This is a genomic window from Embleya sp. NPDC127516 (assembly GCF_044765325.1).
In the GTDB taxonomy this organism is placed as follows: Bacteria; Actinomycetota; Actinomycetes; order Streptomycetales; family Streptomycetaceae; genus Embleya.
Genome location: NZ_JBIWJT010000007.1, coordinates 187,164 through 203,316, shown reverse-complemented (window position 1 = coordinate 203,316; position 16,153 = coordinate 187,164). Strand labels below are relative to the sequence as shown.

Annotated in this window: 14 protein-coding genes; 8 read left to right on the top strand and 6 right to left on the bottom strand. The window is 73.0% G+C overall.

What is annotated here, in order from left to right; all coding sequences use genetic code 11:
- Positions 1-42: 42 nt before the first annotated feature.
- From ACIRL2_RS16035 to ACIRL2_RS16020, 4 genes are all read right to left on the bottom strand, one after another.
- A complete protein-coding gene (locus ACIRL2_RS16035) occupies positions 43-999 on the bottom strand; it encodes a haloalkane dehalogenase (RefSeq protein ID WP_395859268.1) in 957 nt (318 codons plus the stop codon).
- Positions 1,000-1,100: 101 nt separating this feature from the next.
- Complete coding sequence (locus tag ACIRL2_RS16030) at positions 1,101-1,694, bottom strand: TetR family transcriptional regulator C-terminal domain-containing protein (RefSeq protein ID WP_395859267.1); 594 nt, start codon at positions 1,692-1,694, stop codon at positions 1,101-1,103.
- Positions 1,695-1,793: 99 nt separating this feature from the next.
- Positions 1,794-2,879 carry a LuxR C-terminal-related transcriptional regulator gene (locus ACIRL2_RS16025; RefSeq protein WP_402232555.1) on the bottom strand — a complete coding sequence of 362 codons (1,086 nt, stop codon included), beginning with the start codon at positions 2,877-2,879 and terminating at the stop codon, positions 1,794-1,796.
- A gap of 608 nt (positions 2,880-3,487) precedes the next feature.
- Positions 3,488-4,495 carry a quinone oxidoreductase family protein gene (locus ACIRL2_RS16020; RefSeq protein WP_402232553.1) on the bottom strand — a complete coding sequence of 336 codons (1,008 nt, stop codon included), beginning with the start codon at positions 4,493-4,495 and terminating at the stop codon, positions 3,488-3,490.
- 183 nt (positions 4,496-4,678) lie between these two features.
- Here ACIRL2_RS16020 and ACIRL2_RS16015 point away from each other — a divergent pair, with 183 nt between their 5' ends.
- Positions 4,679-6,067: an MFS transporter gene (locus ACIRL2_RS16015; RefSeq protein WP_395859264.1), complete on the top strand. Its 1,389-nt coding sequence runs from the start codon at positions 4,679-4,681 to the stop codon at positions 6,065-6,067.
- A gap of 151 nt (positions 6,068-6,218) precedes the next feature.
- Here ACIRL2_RS16015 and ACIRL2_RS16010 read toward each other — a convergent pair whose 3' ends face one another.
- On the bottom strand, positions 6,219-6,776 hold the full coding sequence (locus ACIRL2_RS16010; RefSeq protein ID WP_395859263.1) for a CAP family protein: 558 nt from the start codon (positions 6,774-6,776) through the stop codon (positions 6,219-6,221).
- A gap of 256 nt (positions 6,777-7,032) precedes the next feature.
- Positions 7,033-8,286, bottom strand: coding sequence for an ROK family protein (locus tag ACIRL2_RS16005; RefSeq protein WP_402232551.1), 1,254 nt, complete (start codon positions 8,284-8,286; stop codon positions 7,033-7,035).
- A 292-nt stretch (positions 8,287-8,578) separates the two neighbouring features.
- Here ACIRL2_RS16005 and ACIRL2_RS16000 point away from each other — a divergent pair, with 292 nt between their 5' ends.
- The 7 genes from ACIRL2_RS16000 (at position 8,579) to ACIRL2_RS15970 (ending at position 16,059) form a co-directional block, all read left to right on the top strand.
- Positions 8,579-10,087, top strand: coding sequence for a carboxylesterase/lipase family protein (locus ACIRL2_RS16000; RefSeq protein WP_402232549.1), 1,509 nt, complete (start codon positions 8,579-8,581; stop codon positions 10,085-10,087).
- Between the two features lie 314 nt (positions 10,088-10,401).
- Positions 10,402-11,280: a slipin family protein gene (locus ACIRL2_RS15995; protein ID WP_402232547.1), complete on the top strand. Its 879-nt coding sequence runs from the start codon at positions 10,402-10,404 to the stop codon at positions 11,278-11,280.
- A gap of 366 nt (positions 11,281-11,646) precedes the next feature.
- Positions 11,647-13,149, top strand: a complete 1,503-nt coding sequence (locus ACIRL2_RS15990) for a DHA2 family efflux MFS transporter permease subunit (RefSeq protein WP_402232545.1) — start codon at positions 11,647-11,649, stop codon at positions 13,147-13,149.
- Positions 13,146-13,667, top strand: coding sequence for a MarR family winged helix-turn-helix transcriptional regulator (locus ACIRL2_RS15985; protein ID WP_395859258.1), 522 nt, complete (start codon positions 13,146-13,148; stop codon positions 13,665-13,667). Before ACIRL2_RS15990 ends, ACIRL2_RS15985 begins: the two co-directional genes overlap by 4 nt.
- 183 nt (positions 13,668-13,850) lie before the next feature.
- Positions 13,851-14,039 carry a PASTA domain-containing protein gene (locus tag ACIRL2_RS15980; protein WP_395859257.1) on the top strand — a complete coding sequence of 63 codons (189 nt, stop codon included), beginning with the start codon at positions 13,851-13,853 and terminating at the stop codon, positions 14,037-14,039.
- Between the two features lie 241 nt (positions 14,040-14,280).
- The gene (locus ACIRL2_RS15975; protein WP_402232542.1) at positions 14,281-15,357 is read left to right on the top strand and encodes a serine hydrolase domain-containing protein; all 1,077 of its coding nucleotides are present in this window, start codon (positions 14,281-14,283) and stop codon (positions 15,355-15,357) included.
- Between the two features lie 93 nt (positions 15,358-15,450).
- A complete protein-coding gene (locus tag ACIRL2_RS15970) occupies positions 15,451-16,059 on the top strand; it encodes an isochorismatase family protein (RefSeq protein WP_395859255.1) in 609 nt (202 codons plus the stop codon).
- The last annotated feature ends 94 nt before the right edge of the window (positions 16,060-16,153 follow it).

Here is a 16,153-nt window from a genome sequence, read left to right as displayed (position 1 = left end):
TGTCCGCTCGGGCGAATCACGCCGCGTGCCGCGGGGCGTGGCTCAGGCGGTCGTTCGGTCGGCCTCCACACCCAGGACGAACTCCCGTATCGCCGCGCCGATCTCGTGTGGCGAGTCCTCTTGGACGTAGTGGCTTCCGGCGACCGTTACCTCGCTCTGCCGGGGCCAGCTTCGGGCGAACTCCAGTGCGCGGCCGACCAGGATGGCCCCGGGTTCGGCGGTGATCAGCAGCTTCGGGACCGGGCTGTGCGCAAGCCACCTCCCGTACTCCTCCACCGTGTTCGCGACATCGGCGGGGGTACCGTCGATGGGAAGTTCGCGGGGGAAGACCAGGGTGGGCACGCGGGACTCGCGGGTGCGGAACGGCGCGCGGTAGGCATCCATCTCGGTCTCGTCGAGCGTGCGCAGGATGCTCTTGGGCAAGACCGTCTCGATGAAGAAGTTCTCCTCCAAGACGAGCTGTTCGCCCTGGTCCGAGCGCATCGCCCGGAACAGGGTGTCTCGCCCCGGCGGGAAGTCCGACCACAGCCGGGGCTGCACGATCGCCTCCATGTACGCGATGGCGCGCACCCGGTCGGCGTGCCGGCGGGCCCAGTCGAAGCCGAGCGCGGAGCCCCAGTCGTGCAGCACGAGAGTGACCGGACCGGCGGGCAGTACGGCGTCGAACCAGGCGTCGAGCCGGCGGCCGTGGTCGGCGTATCGATAGGCGCCGTCGGGTGCGGCGTCCGAGGCGCCCATGCCGATCAGGTCGGGTGCCAGGCAGCGTCGTCGGTCGGCGAGGTGGGGGATCACATTGCGCCAGAGGTAGGACGACGTCGGGTTGCCGTGCAGGAAGACCACGGGGCCGGGGCCGGTGTTCGGATCGTCGGCATTGCCGTCGTCGGGGCGCGGGCCGGTGTCGACGTAGGACATGTAGGCGTCGAGCACCCGGATGCGGCGGCGCGGGTGCGGGTCGTGTGCGGCGATCGCGGGGAGGGTGGTCGGATCGACATGGGACATGACTGACTCCGATTCCGCTCGGTGGGACCGAGCGCGCCATGGGTGTGTGTGGTGGTGATGTGGGCCGGGTCGGGGCCGGGCCGTCGGGCGCTGCGTGCCGGTCAGCCGGCGGCTGGGGCGAGCACGGTGGCGAATGTGACGGTCTTGAACCGCTCCAACGGCCCGGGGTCGCGCTCGACCTTCATCCGCAACATCGCGCCGTGCCAGGACGCGAGCAGATAGTCGGCCAGGTCGAGCGGCGGCAGCCCGGTACGGATCTCTCCGGCCGCCTCGGCCTCGGCGAGGCACCGCGCGAACGGCTCGCGCCATTCGGCGAAGATCTCCACCAGGCGCTCGCGGATCACCTCGCTGTGCTCGGCCGAATCCACGCCGGTGTTCCCGATCAGGCAGCCGTCCCGCCACTCGCGGCCGGCCAACCTCTCGGTGACGACGTCGAAGTACGCACGCAGCCGCTCGACCGGCGGCCGACTCGCGTCCTCCAGCGTCGCCGCCACGATCGTCCGCACATCCGCGAAGTAGCGATCCAGCACGGCCAGCCCGAACGCCTCCTTCGAGGCGAAGTGGTTCGAGAACGACCCCAGCGGCACGCCCGCGCCTCCGGTGATGTCCCGCACACTCGCCCCGACCAGCCCCAACCGACGCACGGTCTCGGTCCCCGCGTCCAGAATCTGTTCCTTCTTCGATGCCCTCGCCATAACTCCAATATGGACGACCATATTGCTTCTGTCAACGCCCCTCCTCCCGACAACGCCCCCACCGTGGCGCCGCGCCGCGCGGGCGGGGCCGCGGTGCGATCAACTCGCCGTTCGTACGCGGGAGACCTGGGCTGTGGCGGCTGGGGCTACGTGTTCGGTGAAGAGTTTGGCGACCAGTTCGCCGCGGCTGGTGACGCCGACCTTGGACAGGACGGACTTGATGTGGTCGCGCACCGTGTGTTTGGAGATGTGCAGTCGGCGGGCGATCTCGTCGGTGCCCAGGCCGCCCGCGATCAGACGGGTGATCTCGGCCTCGCGCCCGGTCAGTTCGTACGCCTCGACGATGATCGCGGCCACCTCGGACGCCGGGGCCGCCTCGATCATCACCACCGTGAAGGGGTCGTCGCCGCTCAGCCGGGACGCGTGGCACACCAGCCAGCGTCCGGCCCGGGTACGCACCCGCACCCGACCGGTCCCGGCCGCCGCCAGGGTGGCGATCCACATCGGCATCGTGGTTTCCGCGTCCTCGCCGGCCACACTCGCGATTCGCTCGCGGGCCTGCGCGTTGGCCGAGATCAGGCGTCCGGCGCGGTCGAAGAGCAGTACGCCGGTCGCCTCGTCCGTGCCGGCCACCTCCTCGACGGTGACCTCGCCCGGCCGCAGGAAGCCGCGCAGCCGCCTGGCGAGTGGCGCGGACAGACCCGCGACCAGTTCGGTGTCGGCGGAGGTGAAGGCCGGCCGATCCCGGTCCCGGAACAGGCTCACGCTGCCCCACGGCCGACCCGCCGTCCGCAGCACCGCGCGCAGTTCGTCACCGAACCGGCGCGGGCGCAGGTACGCGTCGTAGAGCGGACCGAGCTCGGGCCGATCGCCCGTGCTCTCACGCAGCGCCGCCGCCGGAACCCGGGCGTCCACGAGGGTACGGAAAGCGTTGATCGTGCCCGGGTCGGCCTCGCTGGTCCAAAACGCCGCGCAGCCACCCGCGTCGATGTTCTGCACCCGGATCGGCGCGGCGATCAACCCGGTGAGCGGATCGGTCGCACGCCACACGGCGGCGTCGAACGGGACCAGGCGCCGCAGCCGCACCGACGCGGTCGCGAACAGCGCGAGCGCGTCGGGCGCCTCGGCGGCGCGGGCGAGCAGTTCGTCCCGCTTCCAGCCGTCGGTGTCGGGTCGGCGGGTCATCGGCGCTTCCGTTCACTGGTCGGGTATCTCGGGCGCAGGCGAAGGCCGGCGCGGCAATCGGGTCGGCGGGTCGGTGGGCCCGAGTCGGTGCACTGTGAGTCGGCGGTCGGCCGTCGGTGTGCCGGCGGGTCAGCGGGTCAGCGGGTCAGCGGGTCAGCGGGTCAGCCCAGCAAAGGCGTCAACCCGGGGAATCGGCAGAAGCTTCCCCGTCGTCCGCCGGCTCTTCGCGCGCCGGACAACGTGCGCTCGAACACGTCGCGCATCCGGCGAGCAATTCCACGCGGCCACGGACACAGCCGGCGAAGCCCGGCCGGGTGGCGGCTCGGCGTGCCGGCACGTCGGCGGGCTCACCCCCCAGCCACGGCATCGACCCGGAGCATCAACAGAAGTCTCCCCGTCGTCCGCGGGCTCCCCGGGCCCCGTGCACACCACGCGCCCGCGCCGGGCGGGCAGCGCCCACCCCCGTACGGCCGCAGCGCGCCGGACAACGTGCGCTCCAGCACGTCGCGCGCCCGGGCGAGCAATTCCGCACGGTCGCGGAAGTAGTCGGCGATGCCCGGCCAGGTGGCGGGACGGTGTTCCGGCAGGGGCAGCAGGGGGCAGCAGGGTCACCCCCCGGCGAAGGCGTCAGCCCCGGGAATGAGCAGAAGCTTCCCCGTCGTCCGCCGGCTCTCCAAGTCTTCGTGTGCCCGACGTGCCTGCGCCAGCGGGTAGCGCCCGCCCACGTGCGGCCGCAATGCGCCGGCCAGCGTGCGCTCGAACACGTCGCGCGCCCGGGCGAGCAATTCCGCACGGTCGCGGAGGTAGTCGGCGATGCCGGGCCGGGTCAGGTACAACGAGCCCGCGCCGAGCAGGCGGCCGGTGTCGAAGTCTCGTACCGGGCCGCTCGCACCGCCGAGCAGCACCATGGTGCCGCGGGTACGAAGGCTCGCCAGGCCGCCGTCGAAGGTCGCCGCGCCGACCCCGTCATACACCACGTCCGCGCCCCGCCCGTCGGTGGCCTCGCGCACCCGCTCGGCGAACCCGTCGTAACCGAACACGAGATCGGCCCCGGCCGCGCGGGCCCGGGCATGCTTGGCCGGGTCGGACACGGTCGCGATCACCCGCGCGCCGCGGGCGACCGCGTACTGGGTGAGCAGTCCGCCCAGGCCGCCCGCCGCCGCGTGCACCACGACAGTCTCGCCTTGGCGTATCCGGTGGGTGTCGTGGGTGAGGTAGTGCGCGGTCATCCCGTGCATCAACACCGAGGCGGCCGATTCGGCGCTCAGCCCCTCCGGGATCGGCACCGCACGATCCGCGGAGACCACGGCGCGCTGCGCGTAGCCGCCGTACGCGGTGGTCACCGAGCCGTCCATGGCCCAGGCCACCCGGTCGCCGACGGCGACGCCGGTCACGTCCGGGCCGAGTTCGGCGACCGTACCGGCGCCCTCGACGCCGGGGACGAACGGCGTGGGTACGGCGAACACACCGCGGCGCTGGCTGATGTCGATGAAGTTGACCCCGCTCGCGGCCACGTTCACCAGCACCTGCCCCGGGCCGGGACGCGGTTCGGGATGGGCGTGGACGGCGGTCAGTACCTCGGGACCACCGTATGCGGTGGCGATGACGGCTTGCATGACGCGTACTCCTCGGCCGGATCGATGCGGACGTCGTCGATCCTGCGCGTCCCGGCCGCACGCGCCCATCCCCCAGGTGAGGGATGGGCGGCGGCCGGGCGCGGGCCGAGAGTGGCCCGGGTCGGTGCCCGGGGCTCGATGGTCGAGGACACCCCGGCGGCATCGCGGACGAGGAGCACGGTCGTGACGACGAGGCAGGCGGCGCCGGACGGGAGTGCCGGGCAAGCGGGGCCGGTGCCGATCCGGACGGCAGCGGAGCCCGGTGCGATTCGCGGGGAGGGGATCCGGCTCGGACTGCTCGGCGGGCCCTCGGTGTTCGGGGTCACCTCGGCCGGGGTCGCGCTGCCGGACGTGGGTCGCGCGCTGGACGCCGGGCCGACGACCGTCGGCTGGGTGCTGACCGCGCACGCGCTCGCGCTCGGCATGGGGACGGCCGTGTTCGGTCGGCTGGCGGACGCGCGCGGCGTGCGGTTCTCGCTGTCGGCGGGCGGCGCGCTGCTCGCGCTGGGCATGGCGGTGTGCCTGGGGGCGCCGAACCTCGGTGTCCTGGTCGCCGGTCGGTTCCTGGCGGCGGCCGGTTCGGGCGCGATGGTCTCCGCGGCACTGGCGCTCGCGGTGGCCGCCGATCCGGCTCGGCGGGCCCGGATCCTGGGCGGCTTCGGCGGCACGATGGCGGTCTTCGGGGCCGGCGCCACCCTGGTCGGTGGCGTGGTGACCGAGTGGATCGGCTGGCGGGCCACGCTCGTACTGCCCGCGCTGTCCCTGCCGGTGATCGCCCTGTGCCTGCCGCTGATCCGCCGTGCCGGGACCGGTTCGCGCCGCGCGGTGGACGCGGTGGGTGCCGGACTGGTCGCGCTCACGGCCACCACGTCGCTGGTGCTGATCCAGTCCCCCACGCTGTCCCTGGGCACGCCCGCGGTCTCGGCTCTGGGTGCCGGCGCGGCGCTCGCCCTGGGCACGCTGACCTGGTGGACCCGGCGCCGTCCGCACGGTTTCGTGCCGCGCGCGCTGATCGGCGACCGCACGATCGTGCTCACGGCGGTGATGGGGATCGGCGTGTTCGGCGCGCTGTTCTCGGTGATGTACGCGGCGCCGCAACTCTTGGTCCGGGAGTACGGGTGGAGCGTGCTCCAGGTCGGCGCGGCGCTGCTGCCCGGCGGCCTGATCGGCTTCGTGCTCGCCCGTCGGGCGGTGGGATCGCGCGGGCGCGGGTTGTTCGCGGCGACCACGGTGGCGGCCTCGGCGGGCCTGCTCGCGGTGGGCCTGAGCTCGGGCGCGGCGGTGATCGTGGTGGCCGCGTCGCTGTGCATCGTGGCCTTCGCGGTGAGCCAGGTCGTCACGACCGGGCGGGTAGCCACTCTGGTCGATCCCGCCGTACGCGGCGGGGCGGTCGGACTGCTCAACCAGATGTACTTCGTCGGCGGCGGGATGGGCGCGGCAGCGGTCGGCGCGCTGTCCGAGACGATGGACCCGGCGCGGGCCCTGGCCCTCGTCGCGCTGCTACCACCACTCGCGGCGAGCGCGGCACTGTGGCCGACCGGGACGAACGGGCGCGCGGCCTCGGGAGGATGACACATGGCGCGGCAACAACCCACCTGAGGCGGGTATTTCGCCACAACGCGCATCGGCAGGGATTCGGCCGGCGCAGGCGCTCGGGCTGCCGAACGAATTCGGCCACGACCGGCGCTCGGACCGCCGACCGGCGTACCGCCGATCCCTTGCGTCAGCGGGTCGGTGCCACGTTTTGCGTGAAGGAGCCCGTCAGATTGCCCGGTGCCCGCCAGTTGACCACGATGTAGGTCTCGTACCATTTCGAGCCGCGACCGGCGGAGCGGGCCGCGCCGATCCTGGTGCTGCCCTTCCAGACCAACTGGGTGAAGTTGCCCGTGGCGCCGCTGAATCGGCCGGCCTCGAAGTCGTACGCGGCAACCTCGTCGTACCAGGCCCGCGCCGCCGCTCGGGCCGAGACCGGGCCCGGCGCGGTGGCGCCGCCCCAATAGAGCGTCTCGCCGGTGCCGGGGTCCAGCCCGCGATGGTCCTCCGAGAGCCCCTCGAAGGCCGAGATCCGCGCCGCGCGATTCTTCGCGTACGCGTTCAGCTCCGGGTCGAACCGCACGGCCGGCGCGCCGTGCCGACTCCGGTAGGTGTTGATCGCGGTCAACATCTCGTTCAGGTAGGCACCGTCGGTGGCGTCCGGCAGCGCGGGCCGGGCGTACGCGGGCGCGGCCCCGGCCACCACCAACAACGCTGCCGCGACCATGACTCCGAAGCGTTTGCGCACGCGTGTCCCTCTCGATCCCGGACCGCCGGTTGCGACCGCAGGCTCAGCATGGGCTCGGGCGCGGGGCGGCACGGGCGACTCGAAGTGGGTTCACCCGTCCGGAGCAGGGTGAACGGCCGGGGGAGCAGGACCGGAGGCGGGGCGGAAGCGGATCGGAAGCAAATCGGAAACGCGTCGCAGGCGGGTCGGAAGCGGGTCGGAAGCGGCTTCGGGCGCCGGCGAGGCGCGAGAGCACGGAGAGCACGCGCGGGCGACGTCAGGTCGTCGTGGCCGCGTCGCCCAGCGCCGGGACGTCGGCCGCGTTGGCCAGGGTCGACTCCCGGCTGATCCGGAGCGCTCCGCGCAGCGTCGCGTCCGGGCCCAACACCCCTGCCACGATGGCCGGTTGCAAGCGTGGCGCGAGCGCGCGGCGGCCGGCCAGCGTGGCGTCGACCCCGGGGGTCAGCCATGCCTTCCACGTCGCCAGGTAGCCGCCCAGGATCACCTCGCCCGGGTCCACGAGTCCCGAGATCGCCAGCACCGCCGCGCCCACCGCGCGGCCCGCGACGGCGAGCGCGTCGACCGCCCGCGGGTCCCCGGCGGCCAGTCGGCGGTCGAGTTCGGCCAGGGCCGCGTCGATCCCGTCCCGGGCGGCGAGGTCGGCGAGCCCGGCGGCGGCGGTCAGCGGCTCGGGCCCGACGTACATCGCCAGGCACCCGCGCGCGCCGCACGGGCAGTCGGGGCCATCGAACGCGAGCGGGATGTGGCCGACTTCGCCGGCCATGCCGTGCGTACCGATGTGAATGCGGCCGTCCACCACCAGACCGCCGCCCACGCCGGTGTCGGCCTTGATGTACGCGACGGCGTACGGGAGTTCGCCACCCGGTTCGGCCCGGGCGTGGTATTCGGCCAGGGCCGCGACGTTCGCGTCGTTGACCACGTCGAGCGGGCAGGCGAGGTCGGGCAGGTGCGCCAGCACCAGCGCGCGCAGGTCGGTCCGGGACCAGCCGAAGTCGATCGCGGCGGCAACGGTGTGGCCAGGCCCGGTCACCGGCCCCGCCATCGCGATCACCACCCGGGCGAGATGTACGTCGGGTCGGGCGCGCACCACCGCTTCGGCCCGGCCGATCTCGCGCGCGAGCACGGCGGCCGGCGGTTCGGGATCGCCGAACGGCGCGTGATGCGGCACGGACGCGCGGTGCACCACGGTGCCGGCCAGGTCCGCGGCCATCACCTCGACCCGCTCCAGGGTCACCTGCACCGCGATCGCCACCACCCGTTCCGGCACCAGGCGCAACAACCGGCGCGGCCGACCCCGCCCCCCGGAGGACGCGGAGCCCACCTCGGCCACCAGACCACGCCCGATCAGGTCGGCGGCCAAGCCGGTGACCGAGGCGGGCACGAGTCCGGTGGCCGTCGCGACCTCGGTACGCGCACAGGGGCCGTGCGCGGCGATCTCACGCGACACGAGGGCGAGATTGTGCCGGCGAACCGCGGCGGTGTCGGTGGGGGCGGGGGCGGGGGTGTTCACCCGAACGATTCTGCCCCAGTCGAATCCGGACGCTTCCGGTCGACATCGGGGCCGATGGTGCCGAGGTCGGGCGACGCCCCGCGGTCCCACCGACCCGTGGGTCGGCAACTCGGCGCCACCGTGGCCCAACGGCTCTGCGGCTCCGCGGCTCCGCGGCTCTTTGCTCGCGTGGCCGGTCATATTTTTTTCAAGACTTGTAATATTTATGAGTCGCGGTCGATACTCGGCCATGGACCGCTCGGGATTCGCCCCCGTGTGGGCCGCTCGACCCCTCCGCGCAAAGGATGAACCCGTGTCCAACCAGCCGCTCGTCACCACCACCCTCGGCCCCGTCCGGGGTTCGTGGCAGGGCCGGTCCGCCCGCTTCCTGGGCATTCCGTACGCCAAGCCTCCCGTCGGCGACCTGCGCTTCGCCGCGCCCGACGCCCCCGAGGCGTGGACCGAGCCGCTGGACGCCACCGCGTACGGCCCCACCGCCCAGCGCCGCAGCTTCGGCGACGGGCCGACGATCATCCCGGAACCGTCGATCCCCGGTGACGGCGTGCTCAGCGTCAACGTGTTCACCCCGAACCCGAGCGCAAACCCGAGCGCGAACCCGAGCCCGGACACGGACGCCGGGCTGCCGGTCCTGGTCTGGATCCACGGCGGCGGCTTCGTGGCCGGTTCCGCCGCCAGCCCCTGGTACGAGGGCGGTGCGTTCAACCGGGACGGCGTCGTCCTGGTCTCGCTCGGCTACCGGCTGGGCATCGAGGGCTTCCTGCACCTGGAGGGCGCCCCCGACAACCGAGGCGTGCTGGACTGGATCGCCGCGCTGCGCTGGGTCCGGGACAACATCGCGGCCTTCGGCGGCGACCCGGCCAAGGTCACCATCGCCGGTCAGTCGGCGGGTGGCGGCGCGGTACAGACGCTGATGGTCACGCCGTCCGCGCACGACCTCTTCCGGGCCGCGATCTCGGTCTCCGGCGCCGTGATGGAGCCGCAGAGCCGCGCGGCCGGCCTCGCCGTGTCCGAACTCTTCACCGCCCGCACCGGTCTGCCCGCGACCGCCGCCGCGCTGCGCGACGTCTCGCACGACGAGATGCAACGGCTGCAGGACCTGGTCACCGCGCCCGAGGAGGGTTCCGCCGCACTGCCCGGACTGCTCCTGGCGCCGTTCACCGACGGCGAGTTGGTCCCCGAGGACGTACACGCGGCCTTCCGCGACGGCTCGGCTACACCCGCGCCGCTGATGCTCGGCGCGACCCACCACGAGTTCAACGCCGCCGCCGAGTTCGGCATGCCGAACGCTCCGATCGAGGCCGCCGTGGGCATCCTCGGCTCGGTCGGCCTGCCGCCCGAGGGCATCGAGGCGTATCTCGCCCTGCACGAGGGCGCGACCCCCGCCCAGGTGATCGGCCAGGCGCTGACCGACACGCTGTTTCGGGGCGCCGCCGTCTCGATCGCCGAGGCCCGCGCGGGTCAGGACCGGCCGACCTGGCTGTACACGTTCGAATGGCTGTCCAGCGCGCCGATGTTCGGCGGCAAGGCGTTCCACTGCCTCGACCTGCCGTTCGCCTTCGACCTGCTCGCCGCCGACGGCGCGGAGAACGCGACCGGCCCCGACGCCCCGCAGAAGCTGGCCGACGCGATGCACGGCGCCTGGGTGGCCTTCATTCGCGACCTCGACCCGGGTGCCCAGTGGCCGCGCTACACCCACGAGCACCGCCACACAATGGTGTGGGACACCACCCCGCGCGTCGTCCGCGACCCCCTGGGCGCCGAACGCGAGATCTGGAACACCCGCCGGGCACCCGCCGCCTGAGTCCAGCGACCCCGCAGCCGAGCACGAACGACCCGCCGACCCGCCGACCCGCCGACCGTCCGGCTTCCGGCTGTCCCGATGTGCTCGACACAGCCTTCACGGACCCCGCCGGGAAAGTGTGACGGCCCTTCGGCACACGCATCGTGAAAAGCGGTTCGAGGACGGACCGGAGCGGTCCCGACGGGTCGGCGAAGGCCCGAGCGGTGGGTGATTCGGGCACGGTGGCGGCCGCGCAACACTTGAAGGCGCGCCCTCGGATCGGCGCCGCCGGGTCGGGGTGCGCCATACGAACGACCGAGCAACCGAGGCGCATCGTGGCCATCCTGATCATTCTGGGCGTCGTTCTGGCGGTTCTCCTCCTGCTGTGGTTCGGCTTCGCCGTGAAGATCGTCAAGCAGTACGAGCTGGGCGTGCTGTTCCGGCTCGGCCGGGTCAGGGGAGTCCGGGCGCCCGGATTCCACCTGATCATTCCGTTCGTCGACATCCTGCACCGGGTGTCGCTGCGGATCATCACCAAGCCGATCCAGTCGCAGGGCATCATCACCCGCGACAACGTCAGCGTCGACGTGTCGGCCGTCGCCTATTTCCGGGTCGTGGACGCGGTGAAATCCGTGGTCGCGATCGAGAACGTGCACGCGGCCATCGACCAGATCGCGCAGACCACCCTGCGCAAGGTGGTCGGCCGGCACACGCTCGACGACACGTTGTCCGAGACCGACACGATCAACCTCGACATCCGGCGGATCCTCGACGTGACCACGGCCGAGTGGGGCGTCCAGGTCACCCTCGTCGAACTCAAGGACATCCAACTGCCGGAGACGATGAAGCGCGCGATGGCCAAACAGGCCGAGGCGGAGCGGGAGAAGCGCGCGAAGATCATCAACGCCGAGGGCGAGTCGCTCGCGGCGGCAGCGCTGGGCGACGCGTCGGACACCATGACGGCCCACCCGCTCGCCCTGCAACTGCGCAACCTGCAGAGCCTGGTCGAGCTCGGCGTGGACAAGAACACCACCGTCGTCTTCCCCGCGCCGTTGATGAGCACGATCGCCGAACTCGGCTCCTTCATCGCCCGGGAAACGGCCGCCGCGGCACCCTCGGCCCGGCCCGATCCGCCGCCGACCCGTGCGATTCGGCCGACCGGGCCGGATCGGGACGTACCGGCCGGCGACGAGCGGCTCGCCACCCGCGCGTAACCGCCCGCCACCCGCGCGCGAGCGTCCACCCGGCCACCCCGGCGGACACGCGTCGCACGTCGGGTCGAAGGTCACATCGCCCGGCGCGGGCGGGGTCGGGCCGCGATCCGTCTCCCGAACAGGCCCTCGGTCTCGGTCAGTGCCGGCAGCCGGGCCACCACCGGAGTGACGCCACGGGGGTTCCGCCCCGTTCACCTCTCCTGCCGGCGCCCTGTCAACGCCCGCACCCGGCAAACCGACCCGACGACGACACGCTCCCCCGACCCGGAATCGAGGCGTGGGGGGAATCGACCATCGGTTGACCACCCGCTTCATTTGGTTGTACAACAGTAATGATTGTATTGCTATAACGATTGGGGTTGGTCCATGTCCTCCGCCGAGAGCACGGCCGGATCCGGAGGCGGCGGCGACGGGTCGGTCGGTCGGCGCAGGAAGCTCGTAGTCCTGGTGACCTGTTGTCTGAGCCTGTTCATCGTCGGCCTCGACAACACCATCCTGAACATCGCCCTGCCCGCGATCCGCAGCGACCTGGACGCCTCGGTGTCCCAACTGCAATGGACCATCGACGCCTACACGCTCGTGCTCGCCGCACTGCTCATGCTCGCCGGCTCGACCGCCGATCGCATCGGCCGGCGCCGGGTCTTCCAGACCGGACTCGTGCTCTTCGCCGTGGGCTCGCTGCTGTGCGGCCTGGCCCCCGGTCTCGAGTGGCTGATCGTGTTCCGGGTGGTGCAGGCCGTCGGCGGGTCGATGCTCACCCCCGTCGCGATGTCGATCGTCACCAACACCTTCACCGAGCCCCGCGAACGCGCCCGCGCGATCGGCGTGTGGGGCGCGGTGGTCGGGGTGGCGATGGCACTGGGTCCGATCGTGGGCGGCGCCCTGGTCGACGCGGCCGGCTGGCGCTCGGTGTTCTGGATCAACCTGCCCGTCGCGCTCGCCGCGATCGTCCTCACCGCGCTGTTCGTCCCCGAGTCCAAGGCGGCGCACCCCAGGCGCGCAGACCCGGTCAGCCAGGTACTGGTGTTCGCGTTCCTGCTGTCCCTGACCTACGCGATCATCGAAGGCCCCGAGGCGGGCTGGTCCTCGCCCCCGATCATCGCGCTGTTCACCCTCGCCGCCGGCTGCGTGGCGGGCCTGCTCCGCTGGGCACCCCGGCGCACGGAACCCCTGATCGACCTGCGCTTCTTCCGCAGCGTGCCGTTCGCCGGCGCGACCGTGATCGCGGTGTGCGCGTTCGCGGCGATGTCCGGATTCCTCTTCCTGAACACGCTCTACCTCCAGGACGCACGCGGCTTCTCGCCGACCGAGGCCGGTCTGCACACGCTGCCGATGGCGTTGGCGACCGTCGTGTTCTCGCCGATCTCCGGGCGCCTGCTCACCCTGGTGGGCCCGCGCCTACCGCTGATCGCCGCCGGCCTCGCGATGGCGGCCGGTGCCGGACTGCTGGTCGGACTCGGCGAGGACACCTCCACCGCTCGATTGATCACCGCCTACGCCCTGTTCGGCAGTGGATTCGGACTGGTGAACGCGCCGATCACGAACACCGCGGTGTCCGGGATGCCGCGCGCCCAGGCCGGCGTCGCCGCCGCGATCGCGTCCACCAGTCGCCAGGTCGGCCAGGCCTTCGGAGTCGCGGTGGTCGGCGCCACGATGGCGTCCGTCCTGGCCGCCCCCGGCGCTGCCGGCCTGGCCGCCGCCACGCACACCGGGTGGTGGATCGTGCTGGGCTGCGGCGTCGCCGTCGCGGGCCTCGGTATGCTCACCACGGGCCGCTGGGCCCGGCGCACGGCCGAGCGCACGGGCGCGGAACTGATGCCCGCGGCCGCGCCCGCCCAGGCACGCGATACGACGGACGTGAGGCAATGAACGCTTCCCCCGCGCGCGACACCGCGAGCGACACCCCCGCCGACGCCGCGGCACGGGTCTGGATCGGGATGCGCGCCCTGGTCGTGGAACGCCACGACCGCCGTCGCGAGGTCACCGAGGCCACCGGGCTGAGCTTCGTCCGTGTCAAGGCGCTGCGCCGGGTGGCCGCCGGTCCGATGTCCATGCGCGAACTGGCCGCACGGCTGTCCACCGACAAGCCCTACACGACGCTGGTCGTCGACGATCTCGAACGCCGCGGCCTGATCGAACGCACCGTGCACCCCGACGACCGCCGCCAGCGCATGCTCACCGCCACCCCGGAGGGTCTGCGCCTGGCCCGCATCGCGCGCGGCATCCTGGACGAGCCCCCCGAGTCCCTGCGCGACCTCGCGCCGGCCGATCTGGCCACCCTGGACCGGGTGATCGGCGCTCTCGTCGAGTCGGACCACCCCGCGCCATCGCACTCCCCGCACGGCGACGGGGCCGACGGGGCCACGGGCTCGACCGCGAACGAGTAGACCCGCTCCGCCACCCGGCACCGGTCGTCCGGTTGGGACCTTCCCTCGAACCCGGGCGAACCGACCCCCGCGCGGAACCGGTCGGCACCGCGGCCACGTCACCCCGGGCAGTCCGCCGGCCCACCGGGGAATCCGGGGTCGGCCGATCACCGGGTCCGGGACGCCAAGACGCCGGTCCCGCCGGTGGCGGGCCCGAGCGAGGAGGACGCGCGAACCAGGATCCAGGCCGCCGGCCTGCTCCCGACCTTCACCAGAACCAAGACCCCGGACTCGCGGAACCACGGCAAGGCACTGCGTACCGACCCCGCCGGCACGTCGGTCACGGTCCTCACCGCGGTGACCGTCCACCTCGGCATCCCGGACATCCGCTGACGGCAGGCGCCGACGAAGGCCGCCCGCGAAAGGTCCGGCAACCACGGACCCCGAAGCGCGACGACCGGCAACTCACGGGCGGGCGGGCTCGTCGAGGACCACCGGATCGGCGGAGTCCGCACACGCCGGCGAAGGGCGTGCCCACAGGATCACCGCACCGACCGCCCCCGCCCGGGGTACACACCATCGACGCGACCACACCCGGCGGCGCGCCGAAGCGGGACAGGGAGGCGAGAGGACGATGGCACCCGGCAACACCGACATCGCCGCCATCGAACGTCTGGTGGGCACCGGCGTCCGGGAGCGGGTCTACCCCGGCGCGGTGTGGGCCCTCGGCGACACCGAGGGAACCCGGGCGGCCGGCGCCACCGGCACCCTCGACCCGCTCGGGCCCACCGCCGCCGGCGACCGGCGGCTGCCGGCCCCGGACACGATCTTCGACGCGGCCAGCCTGACCAAGATCATCGCCGCCTGGGCCTGTGTCGGCGCCCTGTGGGAGGACGGCGTCCTGCCCCTGGACGCTCCGCTCGCCACCTACTGGTCGGAGGTGGACGACCGGCCGCTCGGCACCGTCACCGCGCGCGAACTCCTCACCCACACCGCGGGCGTCCCGCCGCACGCCGACCTGGCGAGCCACTACGGCACCGAACCCGGGCACATCCGCGCCGGCGTACTGGGCGAGGTCCTGCACCGGCCGGCCGGTGAGGCCGTCGAGTACACCGATCGGGCCGCGCTCATCCTCGGCTACCTCGTCGAACACCTCGCCGGCCGACCGCTCGACCGAGTCGCCACGTCCCGGATCTGGCGACCGCTCGAGATGCGCGACACCCGGTTCGGCCCGCTCCCGACCGCACTCGCCGCCCGCTGCGCGCCCACCGAGCCCGATCCGGCCACCGGGGTCCGGCTCCGGGGCACGGTGCACGACCCGTCCGCGCGCCTGCTCGGCGGCGTCTGCGGCGTCGCGGGTGCCTTCACCGTCCGGGACGACCTGGCCCGCTTCCTCCGTCGACTGCTCGGCGCGCCCTCGGCCGCCGGCGGAGCCGAACCCGGATTCGGCCCCGCCTGGGTCGCCGAATCGCTCGCCGTCCACACCGGAGACCTCGAACCCGCCCGGGGCCTGTTCTGGCACCCCGCCCCCGGTACACACCCGACCGAAGGCATCTACACCCACTACGGCTTCACCGGTACCGCCATGTGGGTCTCCGCGAAACGACACCGCTGGGCGGTCCTGCTCACCAACAAGGTCTACTACTCCCGCGAACGCGAACCACTGAACACGATCCGCGACACGTTCCGCGGCCTGGCCTTCGACGCGTAGCCGCCGCGCACCCGGCCGCCCCGTCCGCGGCGCCGCGGCGGTCGTCGACCCCATCGGTTCGGCCGAACCGGCCACCGGGCAGGATGGGGTGCCATGACGGAGAAGACGGAACCCGTGTCGGCCCTGATCGTCGTCGACGTCCAGATGGCATTCGTCACCGGTGCCGGCGCGGTACCCGCGGCGGAGCGGGTGGTGGACCGGGCCGCCGCGTTGGTCGACCGCGCCCGGGCGGGCGGCGCGCTGGTGGTGCACCTGCAAAACGACGGGCCGGTCGGTGCGGACGACGAAGTCGGCACCCCCGGCTGGGAGTTGCGCCTTCCGGTACGGCCCGGTCCCCGCGAGTTCGTGGTGCGCAAGACCGAGGACGACGGCTTCGACGGCACACCACTGGAGGACCTGCTGACCCGCGCCGGCGTCACGGACCTGGCCGTATGCGGAGTGATGTCGGAGATGTGCGTCGGCGCCACCGCACGCGCGGCGCTGGAACGCGACCACCGGGTGGTGCTGCCACACGACGCCCACGCCACGTACGACATCCCCGCCGCGCCCGGCATCAGCGAGGCGGTCCCGGCCCACATGGTCTCGCGGGTGGCCGAATGGGCCCTGGGCGACGAGGTCGAGATCATCGCCCACGCCGACGACGTGACCTTCACCGCCGCGAAGGACGCCACGCACACCGAGAGCCCCGCGCCACCGGCATAGGGCCGACCCGGAAACCCGGTGGCCCCGAGCCGGGCAGGGCCCGGTGGTGCCGTTCGGATCACGCACCGACGGCACCACCACCGCACGCATCGAG